The sequence below is a fragment of the Sulfitobacter sp. EE-36 genome (genome assembly GCF_000152605.1).
GTDB lineage: Bacteria > Pseudomonadota > Alphaproteobacteria > Rhodobacterales > Rhodobacteraceae > Sulfitobacter > Sulfitobacter pontiacus.
The window spans coordinates 569260-590824 of sequence record NZ_CH959310.1; the positions used below are offsets into that span (position 1 = coordinate 569260).

At 60.9% G+C, this 21565-nt stretch carries 21 protein-coding genes; 12 read left to right on the forward strand and 9 right to left on the reverse strand.

Annotated features, from left to right (window positions below; genetic code table 11):
- Positions 1-32 precede the first annotated feature (32 nt).
- The 3 genes from uraH (at position 33) to EE36_RS05415 (ending at position 3876) form a co-directional block, all read left to right on the forward strand.
- Complete coding sequence (uraH, locus tag EE36_RS05405) at positions 33-392, forward strand: hydroxyisourate hydrolase (RefSeq protein WP_005850231.1); 360 nt, start codon at positions 33-35, stop codon at positions 390-392.
- A gap of 93 nt (positions 393-485) precedes the next feature.
- Entirely contained in the window at positions 486-1487 is a 1002-nt protein-coding gene (deoC, locus tag EE36_RS05410) for a deoxyribose-phosphate aldolase (protein WP_005850232.1), read from the forward strand.
- 49 nt (positions 1488-1536) lie between these two features.
- Positions 1537-3876, forward strand: coding sequence for an aldehyde dehydrogenase family protein (locus tag EE36_RS05415; protein ID WP_005850234.1), 2340 nt, complete (start codon positions 1537-1539; stop codon positions 3874-3876).
- A 79-nt stretch (positions 3877-3955) separates the two neighbouring features.
- Here the strand turns inward: EE36_RS05415 and EE36_RS05420 are convergent, their stop codons facing one another.
- From EE36_RS05420 to EE36_RS05450, 7 genes are all read right to left on the reverse strand, one after another.
- Positions 3956-5278: a pitrilysin family protein gene (locus EE36_RS05420; protein ID WP_005850236.1), complete on the reverse strand. Its 1323-nt coding sequence runs from the start codon at positions 5276-5278 to the stop codon at positions 3956-3958.
- Positions 5275-6618: a pitrilysin family protein gene (locus EE36_RS05425; RefSeq protein ID WP_039911630.1), complete on the reverse strand. Its 1344-nt coding sequence runs from the start codon at positions 6616-6618 to the stop codon at positions 5275-5277. The genes EE36_RS05420 and EE36_RS05425 overlap by 4 nt, the downstream gene beginning before the upstream one ends.
- Before the next feature lie 92 nt (positions 6619-6710).
- The gene (locus EE36_RS05430; RefSeq protein WP_005850240.1) at positions 6711-7214 is read right to left on the reverse strand and encodes a DUF3035 domain-containing protein; all 504 of its coding nucleotides are present in this window, start codon (positions 7212-7214) and stop codon (positions 6711-6713) included.
- A 62-nt stretch (positions 7215-7276) separates the two neighbouring features.
- Positions 7277-7786: a signal peptidase II gene (gene lspA / locus EE36_RS05435; RefSeq protein ID WP_005850242.1), complete on the reverse strand. Its 510-nt coding sequence runs from the start codon at positions 7784-7786 to the stop codon at positions 7277-7279.
- An 18-nt stretch (positions 7787-7804) separates the two neighbouring features.
- The gene (gene purH, locus EE36_RS05440) at positions 7805-9391 is read right to left on the reverse strand and encodes a bifunctional phosphoribosylaminoimidazolecarboxamide formyltransferase/IMP cyclohydrolase (RefSeq protein WP_005850244.1); all 1587 of its coding nucleotides are present in this window, start codon (positions 9389-9391) and stop codon (positions 7805-7807) included.
- A 17-nt stretch (positions 9392-9408) separates the two neighbouring features.
- Entirely contained in the window at positions 9409-11157 is a 1749-nt protein-coding gene (locus EE36_RS05445) for a heparinase II/III family protein (protein WP_005850246.1), read from the reverse strand.
- Positions 11158-11280: 123 nt separating this feature from the next.
- The gene (locus EE36_RS05450; RefSeq protein WP_005850248.1) at positions 11281-12552 is read right to left on the reverse strand and encodes an RsmB/NOP family class I SAM-dependent RNA methyltransferase; all 1272 of its coding nucleotides are present in this window, start codon (positions 12550-12552) and stop codon (positions 11281-11283) included.
- 192 nt (positions 12553-12744) lie between these two features.
- Here EE36_RS05450 and EE36_RS17585 point away from each other — a divergent pair, with 192 nt between their 5' ends.
- The gene (locus EE36_RS17585) at positions 12745-12918 is read left to right on the forward strand and encodes a DUF1674 domain-containing protein (RefSeq protein WP_197145971.1); all 174 of its coding nucleotides are present in this window, start codon (positions 12745-12747) and stop codon (positions 12916-12918) included.
- Positions 12919-13019: 101 nt separating this feature from the next.
- Here the strand turns inward: EE36_RS17585 and EE36_RS05460 are convergent, their stop codons facing one another.
- Positions 13020-13376: a dihydrodipicolinate reductase gene (locus tag EE36_RS05460; protein ID WP_254655545.1), complete on the reverse strand. Its 357-nt coding sequence runs from the start codon at positions 13374-13376 to the stop codon at positions 13020-13022.
- A gap of 90 nt (positions 13377-13466) precedes the next feature.
- A complete protein-coding gene (gene dapB / locus EE36_RS05465) occupies positions 13467-14282 on the reverse strand; it encodes a 4-hydroxy-tetrahydrodipicolinate reductase (RefSeq protein WP_005850254.1) in 816 nt (271 codons plus the stop codon).
- Positions 14283-14361: 79 nt separating this feature from the next.
- On the opposite strand from dapB, the gene rbfA reads away from it, so the two are divergent.
- From rbfA to pnp, 8 genes are all read left to right on the forward strand, one after another.
- Positions 14362-14781 carry a 30S ribosome-binding factor RbfA gene (gene rbfA / locus EE36_RS05470; protein WP_037953962.1) on the forward strand — a complete coding sequence of 140 codons (420 nt, stop codon included), beginning with the start codon at positions 14362-14364 and terminating at the stop codon, positions 14779-14781.
- A complete protein-coding gene (locus EE36_RS05475) occupies positions 14778-15524 on the forward strand; it encodes a phosphodiester glycosidase family protein (protein ID WP_005850259.1) in 747 nt (248 codons plus the stop codon). Before rbfA ends, EE36_RS05475 begins: the two co-directional genes overlap by 4 nt.
- 118 nt (positions 15525-15642) lie before the next feature.
- A complete protein-coding gene (truB, locus tag EE36_RS05480) occupies positions 15643-16560 on the forward strand; it encodes a tRNA pseudouridine(55) synthase TruB (protein ID WP_005850261.1) in 918 nt (305 codons plus the stop codon).
- A complete protein-coding gene (locus EE36_RS05485) occupies positions 16557-17066 on the forward strand; it encodes a DUF1643 domain-containing protein (protein ID WP_005850263.1) in 510 nt (169 codons plus the stop codon). The genes truB and EE36_RS05485 overlap by 4 nt, the downstream gene beginning before the upstream one ends.
- A gap of 105 nt (positions 17067-17171) precedes the next feature.
- Positions 17172-18116 carry a calcium-binding protein gene (locus tag EE36_RS05490; protein WP_005850265.1) on the forward strand — a complete coding sequence of 315 codons (945 nt, stop codon included), beginning with the start codon at positions 17172-17174 and terminating at the stop codon, positions 18114-18116.
- 194 nt (positions 18117-18310) lie between these two features.
- Positions 18311-18580, forward strand: a complete 270-nt coding sequence (rpsO, locus tag EE36_RS05495) for a 30S ribosomal protein S15 (RefSeq protein ID WP_005850267.1) — start codon at positions 18311-18313, stop codon at positions 18578-18580.
- Positions 18581-18684: 104 nt separating this feature from the next.
- Complete coding sequence (locus tag EE36_RS05500) at positions 18685-19158, forward strand: GNAT family N-acetyltransferase (RefSeq protein WP_005850270.1); 474 nt, start codon at positions 18685-18687, stop codon at positions 19156-19158.
- A 215-nt stretch (positions 19159-19373) separates the two neighbouring features.
- The gene (gene pnp, locus EE36_RS05505) at positions 19374-21509 is read left to right on the forward strand and encodes a polyribonucleotide nucleotidyltransferase (RefSeq protein ID WP_005850272.1); all 2136 of its coding nucleotides are present in this window, start codon (positions 19374-19376) and stop codon (positions 21507-21509) included.
- The last annotated feature ends 56 nt before the right edge of the window (positions 21510-21565 follow it).

Consider the following 21565-nt stretch of genomic DNA (forward strand, 5'->3'; position numbering starts at 1 on the left):
AAGGGTCCAACGGATCAGGAAAGACCCCACCCATGGCAAACGGCTATTTGACGACGCATGTTCTGGACACCGCACGCGGCCGCCCCGCGGGCGGGCTGGAAATCACGCTTTACCGGATCGAGGGGGCCAACCGCATGAAGCTGGTGCAAATGACCACTAATGCTGACGGTCGCACTGACACGCCGATCTTGCCCAAGGGCCAGTTTGCGGCTGGCACCTACGAGCTGGTGTTCGAAGCCGGGGCCTATCTTGATGCCATCGGAGCGGAGCCCGAAGCACCGCGGTTCCTGGACCAGATCCCCCTCCGCTTTGGCATTTCGGATGCGGATGCGCATTATCACGTGCCGCTTTTGCTATCGCCGTTCGGCTATTCAACCTATCGCGGCAGCTGAACGCCGCTGGCGGATGTGACGTGAGGGCGCGATGCTTGCATTGCGCCGTTGCCCCGTGGCACATTGCCTGTCTGATCAGACAGGAAAGCGCCCATGTCCACGCATGTATATGACCCGACCGAACTGGCCCAAAGCCACCTGCCACAGGTGACGGAACCCCGCAATCCGGGGATGCCGCTGGATATGGATTGGGTGCGCGCCGTGCAGGTGAACTCCTCTGCGGTGGAGCGCCGCGCCGCGGGTTTGCCCGCGCGCCGTTCCGTGAAGAAAGAGTATCAGGCCGCATGGCTGCTGCGCGCCGTCAGCTGTATCGACCTGACCACGCTGTCAGGGGATGATACCGCCCGCCGTGTCGAGCGACTTTGTGCGAAGGCACGTCAACCGATTGCGCCCGCGCTGCTGGACGCGCTTGGCATGTCGCAGATCACCGTGGGCGCGGTCTGTGTCTACCACGAGATGATCGCCCCCGCCAAAGCAGCACTGCAGGGCACAGGCATCCCGATTGCTGCCGTTTCTACAGGATTTCCCGCCGGTCTCTCCCCGTTCGAGCTGCGTCTGCGCGAGATCGAAATGAGCGTCGCCGCCGGAGCCGCCGAGATCGATATCGTTATTTCGCGCCGCCATGTGCTGTCAGGTGACTGGCAGGCGCTTTATGATGAAATGCGTGCCTTCCGCGCCGCTTGTGGCGATGCGCATGTCAAGGCGATCCTCGCGACCGGAGAGTTGGGCAGCCTGCGCAACGTCGCGCGTGCCTCGCTGATCTGCATGATGGCGGGTGCTGACTTCATCAAGACCTCCACCGGTAAGGAAAGCGTGAATGCGACCCTGCCCGTAACCCTCGTGATGATCCGCGCGATCCGCGACTATTTCGACCGCACCGGCTTCCGCGTTGGCTACAAGCCCGCAGGCGGGATATCGAAGGCGAAGGACGCGCTGGTCTATCTGGCCATGATGAAAGAGGAATTGGGCGACCGCTGGTTGCAGCCCGACCTCTTCCGTTTCGGGGCCTCGTCGCTGTTGGGCGACATCGAACGTCAGCTCGACCATCATGTGTCGGGCAGCTATTCCGCAAGCCATCGTCACGCCATCAGCTGAGCCGCGTGAAACCAATGTCGGATTTGAGTATTTTGAAAAGGGTGAACCCATGAGCGTGTCCGAAATCTATGAAACCATGGACTATGGGACGGCACCGGAAAATGCCGCTGACGCACTGGCGTGGCTGGTCGATCAGGGCAGCCGTTTCGGGCATTTCATCGACGGCGCGTTCACCGAGGCGCGGGATGATTTCGAAAGCCGCAACCCCGCCAATGGCAATGTGCTGGCGACGTTGACGCAGGCCAGCCAGGCAGAGGTCGACACCGCGGTTGCCGCGGCGCGCAAGGCACAGCCCAAATGGGCCAAGCTGGGCGGTCACGGACGGGCGCGGTTCCTTTATGCGCTGGCGCGGTTGCTGCAAAAACACAGCCGGTTGTTCGCCGTGCTGGAAACGCTGGACAACGGCAAACCCATTCGCGAGGCGCGCGATGTGGATGTCCCCTTGGCGCAGCGGCATTTCTATTACCACGCGGGCATGGCCCAGTTGATGGAGTCCGAGCTACCCGACGCAGAAGCGCTTGGCGTATGCGGGCAGATCATCCCGTGGAACTTCCCGCTGCTGATGCTGGCGTGGAAGGTGGCCCCTGCTTTGGCGATGGGGAATACGGTGGTATTGAAACCGGCGGAGTATACCTCGCTGACCGCGCTGCTGTTTGCTGATATCTGTGTGCAGGCGGGCCTGCCCAAGGGTGTCGTGAATATTGTCACCGGTGACGGCGCCGTGGGCGAGATGATCGTGCAGGCTGAGGTAGACAAGATCGCCTTTACCGGATCGACCCCTGTCGGGCGGCGCATCCGCGAGGCGACCGCCGGAAGCGGCAAGGCGCTGACGCTCGAGCTGGGGGGCAAGTCGCCCTATATCGTGTTCGACGATGCGGATCTGGATTCAGCCGTCGAGGGGCTGGTGGATGCGATCTGGTTCAATCAGGGGCAGGTCTGCTGTGCAGGCTCTCGTCTGCTGGTGCATGAGCCCGTGGCGGATCGGTTCTATGCCAAGCTGCGGGCGCGGATGGCGAAGCTGCGGGTCGGTGACCCGCTGGACAAATCCGTGGATGTGGGCGCGCTGGTGGACCCCGTTCAGGTGCATCGCGTGACCGAAATGGTCGCCGCCAACACCAGTGGCGAGGTGTTTACCGCAGGCGATGTCCCCGCGACCGGATGCTATTATCCGCCCACATTGATCACCGGCATGAACCCTGCCGATCCCTTGATGCAGGACGAGATCTTTGGCCCCGTGCTGGTATCCACCACCTTCCGCACCCCTGCCGAGGCGGTCGAGCTGGCCAATAACACCCGCTACGGGCTGGCGGCGACAGTCTGGTCCGAGAATATCAACCTCGCGCTGGATATCGCGCCCAAGCTGGTATCGGGCATCGTCTGGGTGAACGGCACCAATATGATGGATGCAGCGGCAGGCTTTGGCGGTGTGCGCGAAAGCGGCTTTGGCCGCGAAGGCGGCTGGGAAGGGCTGGCGGCCTATACCCGTCCAAAAACCACGCAAAAACCTTTGAAAGAGATCACGGCCTTTTCCGGCAGCGGCACGCCAGCGGACCCGATCGACCGGACGGCCAAGCTTTATATCGGCGGCAAGCAAAGCCGCCCTGACAGCGGCTATTCCGCACCGGTCTGGGGCAAGTCCGGCGATCTGCTGGGCCATGTCTCGCTCGCGTCGCGCAAGGATGTGCGCAATGCCGTGGAAGCGGCTCATGCCGCAAAGGGGTGGAGCAAGACCACCGGTCATCTGCGCGCGCAGATCCTGTATTACGTCGCTGAAAATCTGGCGGCACGCGGGGATGAATTCGCACGGCGTCTGGATGCGATGCAGGGCACTAAAGCCGGCAAATCCGAGGTCGATCTCGCGGTCAAACGTCTGTTCACCTACGCGGCCTGGGCCGACAAATATGATGGGCAGGTGCATGGCGTACCGATCCGCGGCGTGGCGCTTGCGATGAAGGAACCTGTGGGCGTGATCGGCGCACTTTGCCCGGCGGAGGCACCGTTGCTGGGGCTGATCTCTTGCATGGCACCGGCTATTGCGATGGGTAACCGGATCATTTTATCCGCCAGCGGCCCCTTCCCGCTTGCTGCGACGGATTTCGTGCAGGTGCTTGAAACCTCTGACGTGCCGGCGGGTGTGGTGAATATCCTGACCGGGCCACAGAAGGACATCGCCGAAACACTGGCGCGGCATATGGACGTGGATGCGGTCTGGAGCTTTGGCGACAAGGCGCAAAGCGAAACCGTCGAGCGGGCCAGCGCGCAAAACCTGAAGCGCACATGGGTCAACAACGGCATGGCCCGCGACTGGGACGGCGCAGAGGGTGAAGGCAAAGCGTTCTTGCACGCCGCGACCGAGGTCAAGAATATCTGGATCCCTTACGGCGAATAACCTGCCGATGTCTTGAAACGAAAAACGGGCGCTGAGAAGCGCCCGTTTTTTGTGTCTAGTCCTGTGGTGAAAGCAGCGGTCAGTCGCTTTCCTGCGCCGTGGCCTCGATCCCTTCGGGTTGGCCGACAACAACAAAGGCCAGCCCGTCAGGGTCCAGCAGGTCGTCGGCAACACGTTTCACATCGTCCAGCGTCACCGCCTCGACCTTGTCGTTGCGCGTGGCGATATAATCGATGGGCAGGTCGATCATCTGCATCCCCACAAGGATGCTCGCGATGGTCTGGTTGCCGTCAAAACGCAGCGGGTAGGAGCCTGTGATATAGGTCTTGGCATCGTCCAACTCTTGCTGGGTTACGCCCTCGGCCGCGGCTTTGGCCCATTCGTCCTTGATCACATCCATCGCCTGCCCGATCCGGTCGTTCGCCGAACTGACCGATCCTTGCCATGTTTCAGCCAGATCCATCGGCACCAGATAGGAATAGACGCCATAGGTCAGCCCGCGTTTCTCGCGCACTTCGGTCATCAGACGGCTTTCAAACGAGCCACCGCCAAGCACTTGGTTCAACACGGTCGCGGCAAAGAAATCATCATCCTTCTGGGAAATGCCCTTTTGCGCAAAAATCGCGACGGATTGGGGCGTCGGAAAATCGACGACCGTCGTGCCCGACGGGATAGAGACCTCGGCCTGTGGGGGCAGCGGTGCACCGGTTTCGGGCAGATCGCCCAACAGTTCGTCAAGCATCAGGCCCAGCTCTTCTGGCGTGATGTCCCCCACCGCACCGATGAAGATACGGTCGCGCGCCAGCACAGCCTTATGTGCCGCGACAAGGTCATCGCGTGTCAGAGCGGTCACCGTTTCTTCGGTCCCGCTGAGCGGCGAGCCGTAGGGGTGATCGCCATACAGCAGCTCGTCCATCTTTTTACGCGCGATATCGTTCGGGTCTTTCGCGCTGGAGCGGATCCCCGAAAGCACCTGCCCGCGCACCCGTTCAATCGCGTCCGGGTCAAACCGAGGCGTTTGCAACGCCTGTTTCAACAACGCGATCGAAGCGTCCTGATTTTCGGTGAGAAAACGCGAGGATACGGAAAGCGCGTCGTCATCCACGCTGAACCGGAAGCTGCTGGCCAGCCCTTCGGCGGCACGGGCGAAATCGCGTGCGTCCATGTCACCGGCCCCCTCTTCCAGCAGGCCCGTCATCAGGTTGATTGCGCCGCGTTTTTCGGGGGCATCCAGCGATGCACCGCCGCGAAAGCGCACATCAAGTGCGACGAAGGGGATCGAATGTTCCTCTACCAGCCACGCGGTGATGCCACCGGGGGACGTCACCTCTTGGATGTCCACCTCGGCACGGGCGGGCAGCGCGGCCAGAACCGTCAGGACGATTGCGTAAAACAGTCTCATTCCGTCACCTCTTCGCGCATCAGCCACCCTGTGACAGAGGCTTCGCGGTTAAACACATCTTTGGCGGCCTGCATGATGTCTTCGGCTGTCACGGCCTCAAGCACATCCGGCCAATCCTGCACGTCCTGCACGGTCAACCCGATGGCGAGGGCGCTGCCATAGCGGTTGGCGACGCTGTCGGCGTTATCGCGGGCATAAATTTGTTCGGCACGGACCTGTTGCTTGATCCGTTCAAGTTGCTCGGCATCCACCCCGTCTTTCATGAAACCCGCGATGGCGGTGTCCATGGCATCTTCGGCGTCCTGCAAGGACACGCCCGGTTGCGGCACGACGACAAGGTTAAAAGTCGTATCGTCCAGCGATTGACCGCTATAGAACGCCGCTGAATAGGTCGCGACGGGCGCGTCAAACTGCAGTTTTTCGGCGAAATAGGATGTGGTGCCACCGCCCAGCAGTTCGGCCAACATGGTCAGGGCCGCTGCGGTTTTCTGGTCACCGGGATCCCGTTCCTGCGCCAGATAGGACCGGCTGACGTATTCCTGTGCAACGCGGTCATCGCGAAAGATCAGGCGACGTTCGGCGGTCTGTGGTGGCTCTTGCGTCCGCGATCGGTCGGGCAGATCCGGATTGGCGGGGATCTTGCCGTAATATTGTTCTGCCAGGGTGCGAACGTTTTCAGGCTCTACATCCCCAGACACGACAAGGATCGCGTTGTTGGGGGAGTAATACAGCTTGTAGAAATCCAGCGCATCCTGCAGGTCCAGCGAGCGCATCTCGTGCATCCATCCGATGATGGGCGTGCCGTAGCGGTGGTTGAGGTATTGCGCGGCATTAAGCTGTTCACGGAACAGCGCGCTCGGGTCATTTTCGGTGCGCTGGTTGCGTTCTTCGATAATCACATCCCGTTCGGTCGCGATGTTTTCCGGTGTCAGACGGATGTTTTTCATCCGGTCGGATTCCATCTGCATCATCAGTTCAAGCCGGTCTGCGGCAACCCGTTGGAAATAGGCGGTATAATCATAACTGGTGAAGGCGTTATCGCGCCCGCCATTCTTGGCAACCGTGGCTGAAAACTCGCCCGACTCCATCTTGTCGGTGGCTTTGAAAAGCAGGTGTTCCAGAAAATGCGCCACGCCCGACGACCCTTTGGGTTCGTCCGCCGAGCCAGCGCGGTACCACACCATCTGCTGCACAGCGGGGGCGCGGTGGTCTTCGACGACCACGACCTCCATCCCGTTGTCCAAGGTGAAATGCGTGACGTCTTCGTTGTCACGCGCAAGCGCGGCTGTGGTGGGCAGCGCAAGCGCCAATAGGGCCCCGAGGGCCGGTAATCTGATCATGGTCGGTCCTTTGAGCAGGGTCCTGAGACCTCTTACTTACGCCACCCCACGGGGTGATCAAGGGACCTAACAGAATTGTAATTCGGCCAGCGTCACTCTGCCGGAGGGGCGGAGGGCGTGCGTGCACCGGCCCGACGCCAGCGCGCGGCCTCGCGGGGGGCATCCAGGATCTGGCGTTTGTAGGCTTGGTCGTAGCGATCTGTCGGCACGATCTTGATCTGCGTGAACCGCGCCTTGCGCTTGCGGAACGCAGCATCGGTTTCGGCAAGTTCCTGACGGATGTTCGCCGACACGCCCATGCGGCTGGCCTGTTGCACCAGCGCGGCATCCGAGGCGGGGATGCCTGCTGCATTGCTTTGCGGCGTGCCGCCAAAGGCCAGAACCCCTTCGGCAATCGCGTTGCGGTCGGTCAAGTTCGCCTGCCCCGGCGTAGGCACGGGCAGCGCGTTATAGCTGTCAGGCTGCTGCAAGGGTTTGGAGGGCTGGACCATGAATTCGTCAGGCCCTTTCGCAGTGCTGCGAATGTCCCGCAGGCCAGTGTTGCCGCAGGCCCCAAGGGCAAGCGGTAGCAAGACAAGAGCGGCGACAAAGCGCATGACGGATCTCCTTAAGGACTTGTTAAGGTCTTTGTACCAATATCGCAGTCACGCGGTAATTGTCACTGGCCTTTTTTCTGGGCCTTTTTCGGTGTGGCTTTCGCCGGTTTTTTGGTGTCGCCGGTAAAGTAAATCAGCCCCAAAGCGCCCGCAAAAATGAAGATATCGGCGATGTTGAACACGAAAGGATTATTGATACCGCAACAAGACATGTTCAAGAAATCAAGCACATAGCCGTAGATCAGGCGATCAACCACATTGGCCAACGCCCCCCCGATCAGCAGACCTGCGCTGATATTGGCCCAAAGGCTCATGGTTTGGCGGCTTGCCCAGATCAGCACGCCCACGCAGATTGCACAGGCCAGCCCGATGAGGATCCAACGACTTGCGTCGGACCCGTCACCGAAAAGGCCAAAGTTGATCCCGCGGTTCTCGCCGTAGCGAAAGTTGATCAGCGGCGGCAATACGTCGATGGACCGGATACGGCTAAGCTCCATCGTATGCACGACAAGATACTTGCTAAGCTGATCCGCAAGAAACGCCGCAAAACCGGCCCAAAAAATAGTACGCATAACGACCGCTTTCCGTGGTTAGTGGCGGAAGTGGCGCATGCCGGTAAAGACCATGGCAAGCCCGGCCTCATCCGCTGCCGCGATCACTTCGTCATCCCGCATCGACCCGCCGGGCTGGATAAGCGCTGTCGCCCCTGCTTCTGCGGCAGTGATCAACCCGTCAGCAAAGGGGAAGAACGCATCGGAAGCGACGACAGAGCCCTGCGTCAGCGGTGCGGGCAAGCCCATGGCTTCGGCCATATCCTGCGCTTTGCGTGCGGCGATACGCGTGCTGTCGACGCGGCTCATCTGGCCGGCACCGACGCCCACGGTCGCGCCATCCTTGACGTAGATGATTGCGTTGGATTTCACGTGTTTCGCGACGGTCCAGGCGAACATCAGGTCCGACAACTCTTGATCGGACGGCTGGCGCTTTGTCACGACCTTCAGGTCATCCATGGTGATGCGGCCAACGTCTTTGTCCTGCACCAGATAGCCCCCCGACACCTGACGGAACGACAACGCCGCCTGTGCCGGATCGGCCAGACCGTTGGTGGTCAGCAAGCGGAGGTTCTTCTTCTTGCCAAAAATTTCCATTGCTTCGGGTGTAGCGTTCGGCGCGATCACGACCTCGGTAAAGATCGCGCTGATCGCCTCGGCGGTTTCGGCGTCAAGCGTCTGGTTCAGCGCGATAATCCCGCCAAAGGCGCTGGTGCGGTCGCAGTCGAACGCGCGGGTATAGGCATCCACCATCGACGTGCCTTGCGCCACGCCGCAGGGATTGGCGTGCTTGATGATCGCACAGGCAGGCCCATTGGCCGGATCGAATTCGCTGACTAGTTCAAAGGCTGCATCGGTGTCGTTGATATTGTTATACGACAGTTCTTTACCCTGATGCTGGGTCGCCGTAGCAACACCAGGACGTGCCGAGCCGTCGGTGTAGAAGGCCGCTTGCTGGTGGGGGTTCTCGCCGTAGCGCAAGGTCTGCGCCAGCGTGCCGCCCACGGTACGACGACGCGGGGTGTCCCCGACCTGCGCGGCCATCCATGTGCTGACAGCCGTGTCATAGGCCGCCGTGCGGGCATAGGCCGTCTGCGCCAAACGCTGGCGCAGCGCATAGGTGGTCTGCCCGTTATTCTCGGACAGTTCGTTGATCACTGTCGCATAATCTTCGACATCGACGATCACATTCACAAAACCGTGGTTCTTCGCGGCAGAGCGGATCATCGCAGGGCCACCGATATCGATATTCTCGATCACCTCGGCATATTCCGCCCCTTTGGCGACGGTTTCTTCAAAGGGATACAGGTTCACCACAACCAGATCGATTGCGCCAATGTCATGTTTGTCCATCGCCGCGACGTGTTCGTCATTGTCACGCAACGCCAGCAACCCACCGTGCACGACGGGGTGCAGCGTCTTGACCCGACCGTCCATCATCTCGGGGAAGCCGGTGACCTCGGACACATCCTTGACCTCCAGACCTGCGTCGCGCAGCGCCTTGGCGGTGCCGCCGGTGCTCAGCAATTCGACCCCATGCGCCGCGAGCGCCTGCCCCAGCTCGACCAGACCGGTCTTGTCAGATACGGAAAGAAGCGCGCGGGAGACGGGGTGAAGATCAGGCATCGGGGAGGTTCCTTTGGTCAGTCTTGGTCATCATATGGATCGTCGAGCGATAAATCTCGCACGCCAATCGCAGTTTCCTGCGCTTTGGACAAGGACCACCTGACCCTGCTCGCATAGTCGACGACCCGCCCGCTAAGCAGAATTTGCACCGACGCGCGGGGTTTCAGCCGGTTGCGCTCAAGGTAAACGCTTGGTTCCAAAGACAGTTTATGTGTGCCATCATGACGGAACACCCAGATTTCGCCGCTTTTCTGGGCCATGGAAATTGCCGCCCCGCCCAGATCGACGGTGGCATCCACATCCGGGTGCAGGTGGAAACGAATCTCGAACGGGATACCGGCAAGCTTCACCGCATCCATTTCCCGATCAAAGACACGCTTTTCAGCGGGCTCCATCGCGAGCAGCATGTCCTCCCCCGCGAGGCCGCGACCGTCGTGGGTCAGTTCCAGGCTGCGGGCATGGGTCAGGCCAAAGCCCGCGACATAGCCATTATGCGCGCCCTGAAACTGGGTGCCATCCCCGACGGAGCCGATTTCGACGGGCACGTAGGTCGGGCATTCGATCAAAGCCTCGGCGCCCGTGTGCCGGTCGGGATCTGCCAGACGCGCGCTGGAATAGCCGCCAAGCGACAGGCCGGAATGCGACGGTGTCGCACGCCCCGCCCGCCGCCAATCAGCACCAAATGAATCGCCCGGCCCGCAGTTCACGACCAAAGGGCGCCGCCCGCTGGTCAGTTCAAACGCAAGCGTAGAGGCATGGGCATTGAACGATGCGGCCCCGCCGGGGGGCGGGCTGGCGTCGACGATCACACTGGTGCGCCCTGCGGACAGGCGCGCATACCCCATCGACAGCCCGTCCGGCTGGCGCGTCTTGATCTTCGCCGTGGCCAGCGCGTGATCCAGCCAGCCTTCGGCCCCGCGCCCGCCGCCATGAAACCGCGCCAGCCCGCCGTCGGAATGCCGCAGGGTGCGTAGGGTGGGCGCGATGCGTTCGATCGCCTCCATATGCGCAGTTGGCGTGCCGCGTCCCGCATCGCTTAGCGCGGCGGCGGCCCATGTCAGAAGGGTAAATGCGTGCAACAGCTCTTCGGGGTTGCGGGTGGGCAGGCCGCCCTGCGCATCGATCTGCGCCTCGCATTCGCGGGCCAGTGCCTTGATCGCCGGATCGGCGCGCGCCTCTTGCCCCTCAAGCGAAAGACCGGCGTAGATCAACCCGGTCAGCGCCTCGAACCGCGGCAATCCCGGGGCTGCGGCATGCCAGCGACGCGACAGGAAATCCGTTTGTTCGACCAGCGAGCGATAGAAGACATCGCTTTCGTCCTGCGAGGTGCCACGCAGTACAAACAGCGCGTGGTTGATCCAGCGGATCAGCCGCCGGCCGGTCAGATCAGGGGTCCAGCCGATGCCTCGGCCCTTGCCGTAATGGTCGATCCAGCCCCAAAGCCAACGCTGCGCCGTGCCGCGGGCGCGCACATCGCCAACCGCAGCCAGATCATCCATCCAGGCGAAACCGTGCAGATCACGCGCGAAATCCTGATCCGGCGAGGCGACTTCCCACAGACTTGACGCGTCCGGCGCTTCGATCAGACTGCCGGAAAACAGGAGGTTGCCCGCGATCAGCTGCCGGCCCCGCGCAAAAGACCCGATGGTGCGCGGTTCGGGCGAGGAAACGAATCCCCTCGCTTGGGTACGCGTTTTGGTCGCGGCACGGGCGTGCCACCGGTTTAGAAAACGCGTCTTTCGCGCATTGAAGCTGGTACTTGTCATGCGGCTGCCCTTGTACGCTCTGCTGGCGTTTTGCGGATGTTAGCCGCTGTTGCCACCTGAGTCACCGCATTTTGACACGGGTTTTTGCGGGCGACGCAAATCCGCCCGCGTCAGGTTGGGCCTTTAGGCGTCCTTACGCAGGCAGGCGATGTAAAACCCGTCCATGCCACCCAGTTCAGGCCAATAATCGGGGCGCAAACGCAGGCCGCCCTCTTGGGTTGTCCACGCGGGATCAACACCGGGCACAGCCAAAGCGTCGCGGTCGACCCGCATATCCGCATGACGTTCCAACGCCTCGTCGACCTGCACTTCGCCTTCGTCGGGCAGCAGGGAGCAGGTGCAGAAAATCAAGCGCCCCCCGGGGTTGAGAAGGGACCACGCATGGTCGATCATTTCCGACTGCAGCTCGATCAGATCACCGAATTCGGACCCATCCTTGGCGTGGGGCAGATCGGGGTGACGGCGGATCGTGCCCGTGGCAGAGCAAGGCGCATCCAGCAGAATCGCGTCAAACGTCCCCTCGAACCGGCGCGCATCGACGACAACGACTTTGGCCGGCAGATGCACCCGTGCAAGGTTTTCCCGAACCCGCTGCATCCGCTGCTTGGAGTTATCGACCGCCGTCACCTGCGCACCTGCGGCGGCAAGCTGCATGGTTTTGCCCCCAGGCGCGGCGCAAAGATCGAGCACGGCCTCGCCTTTTTGTGGCGCAAGGATTTTCACGGGCAGCGCCGCGGCGGCGTCCTGCACCCACCAATCGCCCTCGGCAAAACCGGGCATGGTGGTGACCTGCCCCGCATCCGCGACGCGCACCGAACCGGTGGGCAAGACGGTGCCGCCCACGGCCGCGGCTAAACCTTCAGGATCTCGTTTCGCGGTCAGATCCAGTGGCGCACCTGCGAAATGCGCGGCTTCGATACCTGTCATCGCGTCGGGCCCCCAGGCTTCGGTCAGCGGGCCGCGCAGCCATTTTGGCAAGCGCGGCGCGCGCAAGGCCGCCCATGCCTCTGGCCCTTCGGCGGCGATTTTGCGCAAAACGGCATTGGTCAGCCCCTTGAGGTGCCCGAGTTTCTTATGCGTTGCCACCAGTTCGACCATCGCATTCACCACGCCGTGGGCCGCGCCGCCCTGACACAGTTCGACGGTGCCGACGCGCAGCGCGTTGCGCACGGTCAGCGGCGGGTATTTCGACAGGTGTTTCTGCAACAGACGGTCGGCGCGTTCCATTCCGCGCAGGGTATCCATTGCCAGACGCTGCGCCCGTGCGCGGTCATCGGGGGGCAGCTTGTCCAACGCCCCCGCCGACAAGAGCTCTGACATCAGACGTTCTTCCCCCAGGATCATATCCAAAAGGTACACCGCACTTCTGCGGGCCTGAACGCCGGTGTCTGACATGCGATACGCTTTCTTCTTTGGGGTGCCCGGGTTGTCTGGGCTTGGTTCCGGCGTATATCAAGGGGACAGTGGCCTCAAGAGGATGAGAGTATGACCGAAGCCGGCAAACGCCCCATGCCAAGCCCACCCCATGATCCGACACCCATGCCGGAGCCCGGGCCGGATATCCCGCCAGAACCCACGCCCGACCCGATGCCGATGGTACAAGAGCTTCCCGCCGCCGCGCAGCGCGCGCTGGCGGAGGCCGCCGAACGCCGCAAGGCCGCGCAGGCGCTGGACCTGCCGACAGAGCTTGGTGGTCGCGACGGACCAGAGCCTGTCCGCTACGGCGATTGGGAGAAAAAGGGCATCGCTGTCGATTTTTAAGACACGTGCCCCCTATGCGCTGAATCCCCCATGCGCTGACCCTGCGTCGCGCAGATCAAGATTACGGCCAAGCGCCCTGTGGCGCTTGCAGATAGGCGAGACTATTTCAACGAGAAGACCGCTGACTGCCCTGCCCCCTTATCCGAGGTAAAGCGGATTTTCCCACCGTTTACAGCGACTTCCTGACAATTGTAGCCAAGGTCGTCATCGCCCCAGATCAGGCTGCGGCAGAAATACCCGCCCTTCCAGACCCATTGGCCCGACACGTCCCACACGGCACCTGTACCCGATATGCCGCCGCTTTCGGTGACGCGCAATTCGACCAGCGGGCGGGTCAGTGTTTTACCTTCCACCACCGAAATGAAATCGCGCTGGCTGTCCAGTTTCTGGAATTCTGCCCAAGCGGCCCCGGTCAGCGCAAAGAACGCTGCGCAGGTCAGTAACGTCAGTTTTTTCATCACACCCTCCAACCAGATTGTTCCCATGAACATACGGGCCAGAGGTTAAGATAGTTTCACCACGGTTAAGCGACAGGGCGGCGGGAGGCGTCAGTCGTTCAGGCCCAGAACGTCCAGCATATCATAGGCTCCGGCAGGTTTCCCCTGCCCCCAAACGGCAGCTTTGATGGCACCGCGCGCAAAAACCGCGCGATCCGACGCGATGTGGCGCAAGATGATTCGCTCGCCCGCGGCAGCGAACATCACGTCATGTTCGCCCACAATGTCGCCCCCGCGGATCGCTGTGAACCCGATGTCACCCCGCTTGCGCGCGCCGGTGATCCCGTCGCGTCCGCGGTCAGAGACATCCGCCAGCGCGACGCCGCGCCCTTCCGCGGCGGCTTCGCCCAGCATCAGCGCAGTGCCCGACGGCGCGTCGACCTTCTGGTTGTGATGCGCCTCTATCACCTCGATATCAAAGTCTTCATCAAGCGCGGCCGCGACACGTTTGGTCAACTGGGTCAAAAGGTTAACGCCCAGGCTCATGTTGCCCGCCCGCACGATCACCGTCTGCTTTGAAGGTCCGTCCAGCGCGCCGATCTGCGCGTCGGTCATACCGGTGGTGCCGATAACATGAACCACACCCGCATCAGCCGCGATCTTGGCGAAGGCGAGTGTCGCTTCCGGAGCGGTGAAATCGATGACCGCCTGCGCGTCTTGCATCGCCTTTGCCGCGTTATCGGTCACGATCACGCCAACGGCAGTGCCGCCCATAGCAACGCCGATATCCTGACCTACCCACGCATGCCCGGCACGTTCAACCGCACCCGCTAGATGCACCCTGTCGCTGGCAGAAACCTGCCCAATCAACATCTGGCCCATGCGGCCCGAAGCCCCTGTAATCACTATGCCGGGTGTATCGCTCATGTTATGCTCCTTATTCGGTTCCGGTTTAGCGCGTGGTGATCTGCTTGGCAAAACCTCAGCGAACCCTTAGATGAAGCGCATGGCAAAGAACAAGTTTCATGAGGGCTCAGGCCCGTCGCAACGGCAGCTTCGCGTAGGCGAAACCATTCGTCGCGCCCTATCGGATGTTCTGGCGCGTGGCGATGTCCACGACCCTGAGCTGAACCGGATGTCGATCACCGTGGGCGAAGTACGCGCCTCCCCCGACCTGAAGATCGCGACGGCCTATGTGCTGCCCTTGGGCGGAGACGGTCAGGAAGACGTGCTTAAGCTGCTTGCGCGCAACAAGGGCGAGCTCCGCCGGTTGATGGCGAAGAAGCTGGTCCTGAAATACGCACCGGACCTGCGGTTCCAACTGGACGAAACGTTCGACCGTATGGACGAAACGCGCCGGATGCTGGCGCAGGACGTGGTGCGCCGCGATGCTGACGCACCCGACCGCGGATCGGAAGACGCGTGAAACGGTTCTGGGCCGCGCTTGGCTTCATGGGCTGGGCCGCCGCGCCCGTCCAAGCCGAGACCTGCGAAACCCTGACCTACAACGGCACCGGCTATACCCTGTGCCACGTCGACCTGACGCAGGACCGGCTTGAGCTGTTCCTTTACGATGCGGACGGCAAACCGCATGGATATTTCAACACATTGAATACGGCGTTGAAAAAGCGCGGCGCACAGCTGGGCTTTGCGATGAACGCGGGCATGTATCACGATACCCGTGCGCCGGTGGGTTACTACCTTGAGAACGGCAAAGAATATCAGCAGGTGATCAGCAGCGACGGCCCCGGTAACTTTGGCCTGCTGCCCAACGGCGTGCTCTGCCTGCGCGACGGGCGTGCCGATGTGATCGAAACCAAAGCTTTTCTGCGCGACGCCCCCGACTGCCGCAGCGCCACACAATCGGGACCGATGTTGGTGATCGATGGCAAGATGCATCCGCGCTTTCTGAAAGATGGCACCTCGCGCTATATCCGCAACGGCGTCGGTACCAGCGCCGATGGCAAACGCGCGGTTTTTGCCATCTCGAACGAGACGGTGAATTTCTATGATTTCGCGCTGCTGTTCCGGGATCACCTGAAGCTGCCAAATGCGCTTTATTTTGATGGCAATATCTCGAGGATGCGCGCACCCGATCTGGGCCGCAATGACTTGGGCTTTAGCGCGCTTGGCCCTATCATTGGCGTCGTGAAGCCCGACGCGCCGTAACGCAACAAGAGTTTTCTTGCCTTCGGCGAGGATTTTTCACCATTTGGAAGCCAGAGTCTCTGGGCAATCTTGCCGGACCTTTGATAGGAGGCGGGCAAATCAGTTAAGGGCATTTGATATGGGACGCAGGCGCAAGGGACGGGATATTTCGGGGTGGTTGGTGGTGGACAAGCCCGCTGGCCCGACCTCTACGACCGTGGTGAACAAAGTCCGTTGGGCGCTGAACGCGAATAAGGCGGGCCATGCGGGCACCCTTGACCCCGAAGCCACCGGCGTTCTGGCAATCGCGCTTGGCGAGGCGACCAAGACGGTGCCCTTTATCACGGACGCGATGAAAGCCTATGAGTTTACGGTCCGCCTTGGGATCGCGACAAATACCGATGATGCCGAGGGCGAGGTCATCGCAACCTCGGAACTGCGGCCCGATGACGACGCGATCAAGGATGCTTTGGGCAAATTTATCGGTGACATCCAACAGGTGCCGCCGCAGTTTTCCGCCGTAAAGATCGACGGCCAGCGCGCCTACAAACTGGCCCGCGACGGTGAAACGATGGAGCTGGCCGCCCGCCCGCTTTTTGTCGAACAGCTGCTGCTGGTGGACCGCCCCGATGCCGACCACGTGACGTTGGAGATGGTGTGCGGCAAGGGCGGCTATGTCCGGTCGATTGCGCGCGATCTGGGACAAGCCTTGGGCTGTCTGGGCCACGTGCGCGAATTGCGCCGCATCTGGTCGGGCCCGTTCGAGGCCTCTGAAGGGCTGACGCTGGCGCAGATCGAAGAGATGGCGCGCACAGACGCTTTGGACGCGCATTTGCTGCCGTTAGAGCAAGGGTTGCAGGACCTGCCAGAGGTGAAAGCCACGCCGGAAGGGGCCACTCGTCTGCGCAACGGCAACCCCGGCATGGTGATCGCCCATGACGTTGAATATGGCGACGAGGTCTGGGCGTCGTTTGAGGGCCGCGCTGTTGCTGTTGGGCGTTTCAAGGCGGGCGAATTGCATCCGTCGCGTGTGTTCAACCAGCCCGGTTCTGCGTGATCACGCGCAGCCATACCAAGGGCGATGCGCCTTCGACGGCTGTCTATTCGGACTGCGAAAACTACCGCTATAGTCTGACCCGCGTCTGGCACCCCGAGGCGGAGCGGGTGCTGTTCGTCATGCTAAATCCGTCAAAAGCGACGGAAATTGAAAACGACCCAACTGTCGAGCGGTGCGAGCGCCGTGCCCGCGCCTTGGGCTTCGGGGGGTTTCAGGTCACCAATATCTTTGCCTGGCGCGAAACCAGCCCCGAGTTGATGCGTCAGGCCAAAGACCCCGTCGGCCCTGATAACGATATGATTTTGAACGAAGGTATCTTGTGGGCCGATCAGGTGATCGCGGCTTGGGGTACCCATGGCGCACATCTTGAACGGGGTGCGCAGGTGCAAGAACTGCTGTCGCGCAGCCAAACGCCCGTGTACCATTTGGGCCTGTCCAAGGACGGGCATCCCAAGCATCCTTTGTATATCCGCTATGCGCAGGAACCGATTTTCTGGAGCCTTTAGGGCAAGCTTAACTTTCTTGATTCTATGGTGCTGATGCGGCCTTGGGTTTTGGGGCTGTTTCATCTGTATCCCCGCGTTATGCGGGCAATAGGGTCGGGTTTGCACATGCTGTTTCTTGCCGGATTAATGGGGTTGATCACCGTCGGGGCCGCCGCCTTTATCGACATCGGGGTCGAGGACGAGGATTCTGCTACCGACGAAGATGCACCGGCCGGCGATGTGATCTCCGGCACCCCCCGGGATGACCTGATTATCGGCTCGGGCGGCAGCGATCAGATCGCGGGCTATGGCGGTGATGACCTTGTAGGGGCGCGCAATGGCGATGACACCGTGTTTGGGGACAGCGGCGATGATACCTTGAGGGGCGGCGCGGGCAACGATGACCTGCATGGCAATGACGGCGATGATCTATTGGCGGGGGCCGAGGATGCGGATGGGCTTACCGGCCATAATGACGATGACATCCTGCAGGGCGGCGCGGGCCACGATACGCTAAACGGCTCTGCCGGGGGTGATACGCTTTTCGGGGATAGCGGGGATGACGCCGTGATGGGCGGTTTGGGCGATGACCTGCTGATTGGGGGGCGCGGGCAAGACGCGCTCTTTGGTGGATGGGGGAACGATACGATTGACGGCACCGTCGATCCGGACCGGCAGGATGCGCGCGTCACCGATATCGACGAAGGGGATTACCTGAATGGCGGTAGCGGCGATGATGTGATCCTTGCGGGATCAAACGATACGGTGACCCCGGGCGCAGGGCGTGATGATGTGATCCTTGGTGATTGGGTCAGCCCCGATGGCATCGTCGATATCCGCAGTTTCGACATAGAAGATGACAGCCTGCTGCTGGTCTGGGACGATAGCGATGCAGCCGCGATAGCGCCCAAGGTGGCAGTTGAACCGGATCCGGAGGATCTGCACTCTCATCTGATTTCAATGGACGGGGCGATTGTGGCGATGGTGCAGTCGGACCAGTTGCTGATGCCGGGCGACCTATCGCTTATCCCCCTCAGCTCGGCCCTCGCTGCGGGGCTAACGCGCGGCTGAACCTAGGGTGCCCTCTTGTCGGTCATAGGCGCGAACGTGCCCCGCCCCGCATTAATCCTTTGCCAAGGGGGCGAAACTTTCCTATACGCCCCCATCGCCCGATGATTCCTGTCAGCGGGTGATACTCCATGGGCCTGTGCTGGACGACATCCCGGCCTGTGCCATCACTTTAACCTTTCGAAAAGGAGACCCCGATGTCGATTACGCAAGAAGAAAAAGCACGCGTCATGAAAGAATTCGGCACCAAAGAAGGCGACACCGGTTCGCCCGAAGTACAGGTTGCCATTCTGTCCTCGCGCATCGCAACGCTGACCGAGCACTTCAAAACCCACAAGAAAGACAACCACGGTCGCCGTGGCCTTTTGAAAATGGTTGCGACACGCCGGAAGCTTCTGGACTATGTCAAAGGTAAAGATGACGCGCGTTATCAGGACCTGATCAAACGTTTGGGCCTGCGCCGCTAACCAGCGCTGCACCGCCACAACGATGAAAACCGCGCCCTGGCAACAGGGGGCGGTTTTTTTCGTTTCCCCCTGTGCTTTAGTGATGTTCGCCACAAGGAGAGCCCATGCCAATCAACCTGCGTGACCTCACCCCGCAAGATACCGATGCAGCCGCGCTGCTTTTCTTTGCAGCGGTGCATCAGGGCACGACGGATGTGTATTCGGCCGAACAACGCATCGCTTGGGCCGGGAAAGCGCCCGCACCCGCCACATGGCGAGGGCGGTTTGATACCGTCTCGGGTATCGTGGCCGAGATAGACAACAGTATGGCCGGCTTCATGACCCTTGACCGCGAGGGGCTGATCGATCTGGCCTTTGTGCAACCCGATCATATGGGCACGGGCGTGGGGCGCACTGTCTATTTTGCCATCGAAGACCGTGCCCGCATATTCGGCGTGCGACGTCTTCGGACCTTTGCCAGCGAAAAGGCAAAGCCATTTTTCACGCGTATGGGCTGGACCGTCGAGACCCCCAATATCGTCACCAAAGGCGGGGTCACCTTGCAAAACTACAAGATGTTCAAGACTTTGCCAGGCTGATCCCCTCGCCGCTCTGCTGCGGCTTGCAATCTGTGGCCTGCAGGGCCGCGTGCAGCGATCAACGCTTCCCTTCCCATCGCAGGCAAACTGCTGTATGGCCGCACAATCTGAAAGCCGGCGCCCGGACTCCAGCGCCCGACAAAGAAGATACCGGAGTCAGGGGGAATATGCCCTCTACGCAAATGGCCCGATCCGGGCCGAAACAGGAAACGTAGATGTTTAATGTAACGAAAAAATCCATGCAGTGGGGCGAAGAGACGCTGACACTGGAAACTGGCAAAGTGGCCCGTCAGGCAGACGGTTCGGTGATTGCGACACTGGGCGAAACCAGCGTCATGGCGAACGTCACCTTTGCACGCCAGCAAAAACCCGGTCAGGACTTCTTTCCGCTGACCGTCCACTACCAAGAGAAATACTATGCCGCCGGTAAAGTACCGGGTGGCTTCTTCAAGCGTGAGGCCCGCCCCACCGAGAAGGAAACCCTGACGGCCCGTCTGATCGACCGTCCGATCCGTCCGCTGTTCGTTCCCGGCTTCAAAAACGAAGTTCTGGTGATGTGTACTGTTCTCAGCCACGATCTGGTCAATGACCCCGACATGGTCGCCATGATCGCTGCCTCCGCAGCGCTGACCATTTCCGGCGCGCCGTTCCGTGGCCCGATCGGTGCCTGCCGCGTTGGTTTCGAGGATGGCGATTACGTTCTGAACCCGACTGTAGACGACATGCAGGACCTGCGCCTGAACCCTGATCAACGTCTTGATCTGGTTGTCGCTGGCACCAAAGAAGCCGTGATGATGGTTGAATCCGAAGCCTATGAGCTGTCGGAAGAAGAAATGCTGGGTGCGGTGAAATTCGCGCACGAGCAGATCCAGCCTGTTATCGACCTGATCATCGATCTGGCCGAAGACGCTGCGAAAGAGCCGTTTGACTTCCAGCCGGTTGACTATTCGGACCTGTCCGCTGCTGTCAAAGCCGCTGGCGAAGACGCTATGCGCGCCGCCTTTGCAATCGCCGACAAGCAAGAGCGCACCGCCGCTGTTGCCGCTGCCCGCGAAACAATCAAAGCCGCGCTGACCGAAGAGCAACTGGAAGACGCGAACCTCGGGTCCGCTCTGAAAGGCCTCGAAGCGTCCATCCTGCGTGGTGACGTGGTTAAAACCGGTAAGCGTATCGACGGCCGTAAGACCGACGAAATCCGCGACATCGTGGCCGAAACCGGCATCCTGCCCCGTACACACGGGTCGTCGCTGTTCACACGTGGCGAAACACAGGGTCTGGTTGTGACCACTTTGGGCACTGGTGACGACGAACAGTTCATCGATGCGCTGCACGGCAACTTCAAATCCAACTTCATGCTGCACTATAACTTCCCGCCCTATTCGGTTGGTGAAGTTGGCCGTGTCGGTGGCCCCGGCCGTCGCGAAATCGGTCACGGCAAGTTGGCTTGGCGTGCGTTGCAAGCGGTTCTGCCTGCCTCCACCGACTTCCCCTACACCATCCGCGTTGTGTCCGAGATCACTGAATCGAACGGCTCCAGCTCGATGGCGTCGGTTTGCGGTGGCTCCTTGTCCATGATGGACGCAGGCGTTCCATTGAAAGCGCCCGTCGCGGGTGTTGCCATGGGTCTGATCCTGGAAGACGACGGCTCCTATGCGATCCTGTCCGACATTCTGGGTGACGAAGACCACCTGGGCGACATGGACTTTAAAGTGGCCGGTACCGAAGCAGGTATCACGTCGCTGCAGATGGACATCAAGATCGCCGGTATCACGCCCGAGATCATGGAGAAAGCTTTGGCACAAGCCAAAGCGGGCCGTGTGCACATTCTGGGCGAGATGAACAAAGCCATCTCCGGCGCGGGTGAATTCTCGGTTCACGCCCCACGCATCGAAACGATGCAGATCCCAACCGACAAGATCCGTGAAGTGATCGGGTCCGGCGGTAAGGTGATCCGCGAGATCGTTGAAGTGTCCGGCGCGAAAGTCGACATCAACGACGAAGGCATCATCAAGATCGCATCGCCAAACGGCGACTCGATCAAGAAAGCCTATGACATGATCTGGTCCATCGTCGCCGAGCCTGAAGAAGGTGCGGTTTACACCGGTACCGTCGTCAAGATCGTTGATTTCGGTGCCTTCGTGAACTTCTTTGGCAAGCGCGACGGTCTGGTACACGTATCCCAGATCGAAAACCGCCGCCTGAACCACCCTTCGGATGTTCTGAAGGAAGGTCAGGAAGTGAAAGTGAAGCTGCTTGGCTTTGACGATCGCGGCAAGGTGCGCCTGTCGATGAAAGTTGTCGATCAGGAAACCGGCGAAGAGATCAAGAAAGAAGAAGGCGGCGAAGCGTAAGCTTCTCCACCAGTTCTGAAATGACGAAAGCCCCGGCCTATGTGCCGGGGCTTTTT

What these genes read in the sequence shown, in the direction of transcription:
- EE36_RS05490 (WP_005850265.1), top strand. Translation starts at nt 17,172, where the DNA reads ATGCTGTTTCTTGCCGGATTAATGGGGTTGATCACCGTCGGGGCCGCC.
- rbfA (WP_037953962.1), top strand. Translation starts at nt 14,362, where the DNA reads ATGGCAAAGAACAAGTTTCATGAGGGCTCAGGCCCGTCGCAACGGCAG.
- EE36_RS05450 (WP_005850248.1), bottom strand. Translation starts at nt 12,552, where the DNA reads ATGTCAGACACCGGCGTTCAGGCCCGCAGAAGTGCGGTGTACCTTTTG.
- rpsO (WP_005850267.1), top strand. Translation starts at nt 18,311, where the DNA reads ATGTCGATTACGCAAGAAGAAAAAGCACGCGTCATGAAAGAATTCGGC.
- EE36_RS05415 (WP_005850234.1), top strand. Translation starts at nt 1,537, where the DNA reads ATGAGCGTGTCCGAAATCTATGAAACCATGGACTATGGGACGGCACCG.
- EE36_RS05460 (WP_254655545.1), bottom strand. Translation starts at nt 13,376, where the DNA reads ATGAAAAAACTGACGTTACTGACCTGCGCAGCGTTCTTTGCGCTGACC.
- EE36_RS05500 (WP_005850270.1), top strand. Translation starts at nt 18,685, where the DNA reads ATGCCAATCAACCTGCGTGACCTCACCCCGCAAGATACCGATGCAGCC.
- purH (WP_005850244.1), bottom strand. Translation starts at nt 9,391, where the DNA reads ATGCCTGATCTTCACCCCGTCTCCCGCGCGCTTCTTTCCGTATCTGAC.
- EE36_RS05445 (WP_005850246.1), bottom strand. Translation starts at nt 11,157, where the DNA reads ATGACAAGTACCAGCTTCAATGCGCGAAAGACGCGTTTTCTAAACCGG.
- EE36_RS17585 (WP_197145971.1), top strand. Translation starts at nt 12,745, where the DNA reads ATGCCGATGGTACAAGAGCTTCCCGCCGCCGCGCAGCGCGCGCTGGCG.
- lspA (WP_005850242.1), bottom strand. Translation starts at nt 7,786, where the DNA reads ATGCGTACTATTTTTTGGGCCGGTTTTGCGGCGTTTCTTGCGGATCAG.
- uraH (WP_005850231.1), top strand. Translation starts at nt 33, where the DNA reads ATGGCAAACGGCTATTTGACGACGCATGTTCTGGACACCGCACGCGGC.
- dapB (WP_005850254.1), bottom strand. Translation starts at nt 14,282, where the DNA reads ATGAGCGATACACCCGGCATAGTGATTACAGGGGCTTCGGGCCGCATG.
- EE36_RS05430 (WP_005850240.1), bottom strand. Translation starts at nt 7,214, where the DNA reads ATGCGCTTTGTCGCCGCTCTTGTCTTGCTACCGCTTGCCCTTGGGGCC.
- truB (WP_005850261.1), top strand. Translation starts at nt 15,643, where the DNA reads ATGGGACGCAGGCGCAAGGGACGGGATATTTCGGGGTGGTTGGTGGTG.
- EE36_RS05420 (WP_005850236.1), bottom strand. Translation starts at nt 5,278, where the DNA reads ATGAGACTGTTTTACGCAATCGTCCTGACGGTTCTGGCCGCGCTGCCC.
- deoC (WP_005850232.1), top strand. Translation starts at nt 486, where the DNA reads ATGTCCACGCATGTATATGACCCGACCGAACTGGCCCAAAGCCACCTG.
- EE36_RS05425 (WP_039911630.1), bottom strand. Translation starts at nt 6,618, where the DNA reads ATGATCAGATTACCGGCCCTCGGGGCCCTATTGGCGCTTGCGCTGCCC.
- pnp (WP_005850272.1), top strand. Translation starts at nt 19,374, where the DNA reads ATGTTTAATGTAACGAAAAAATCCATGCAGTGGGGCGAAGAGACGCTG.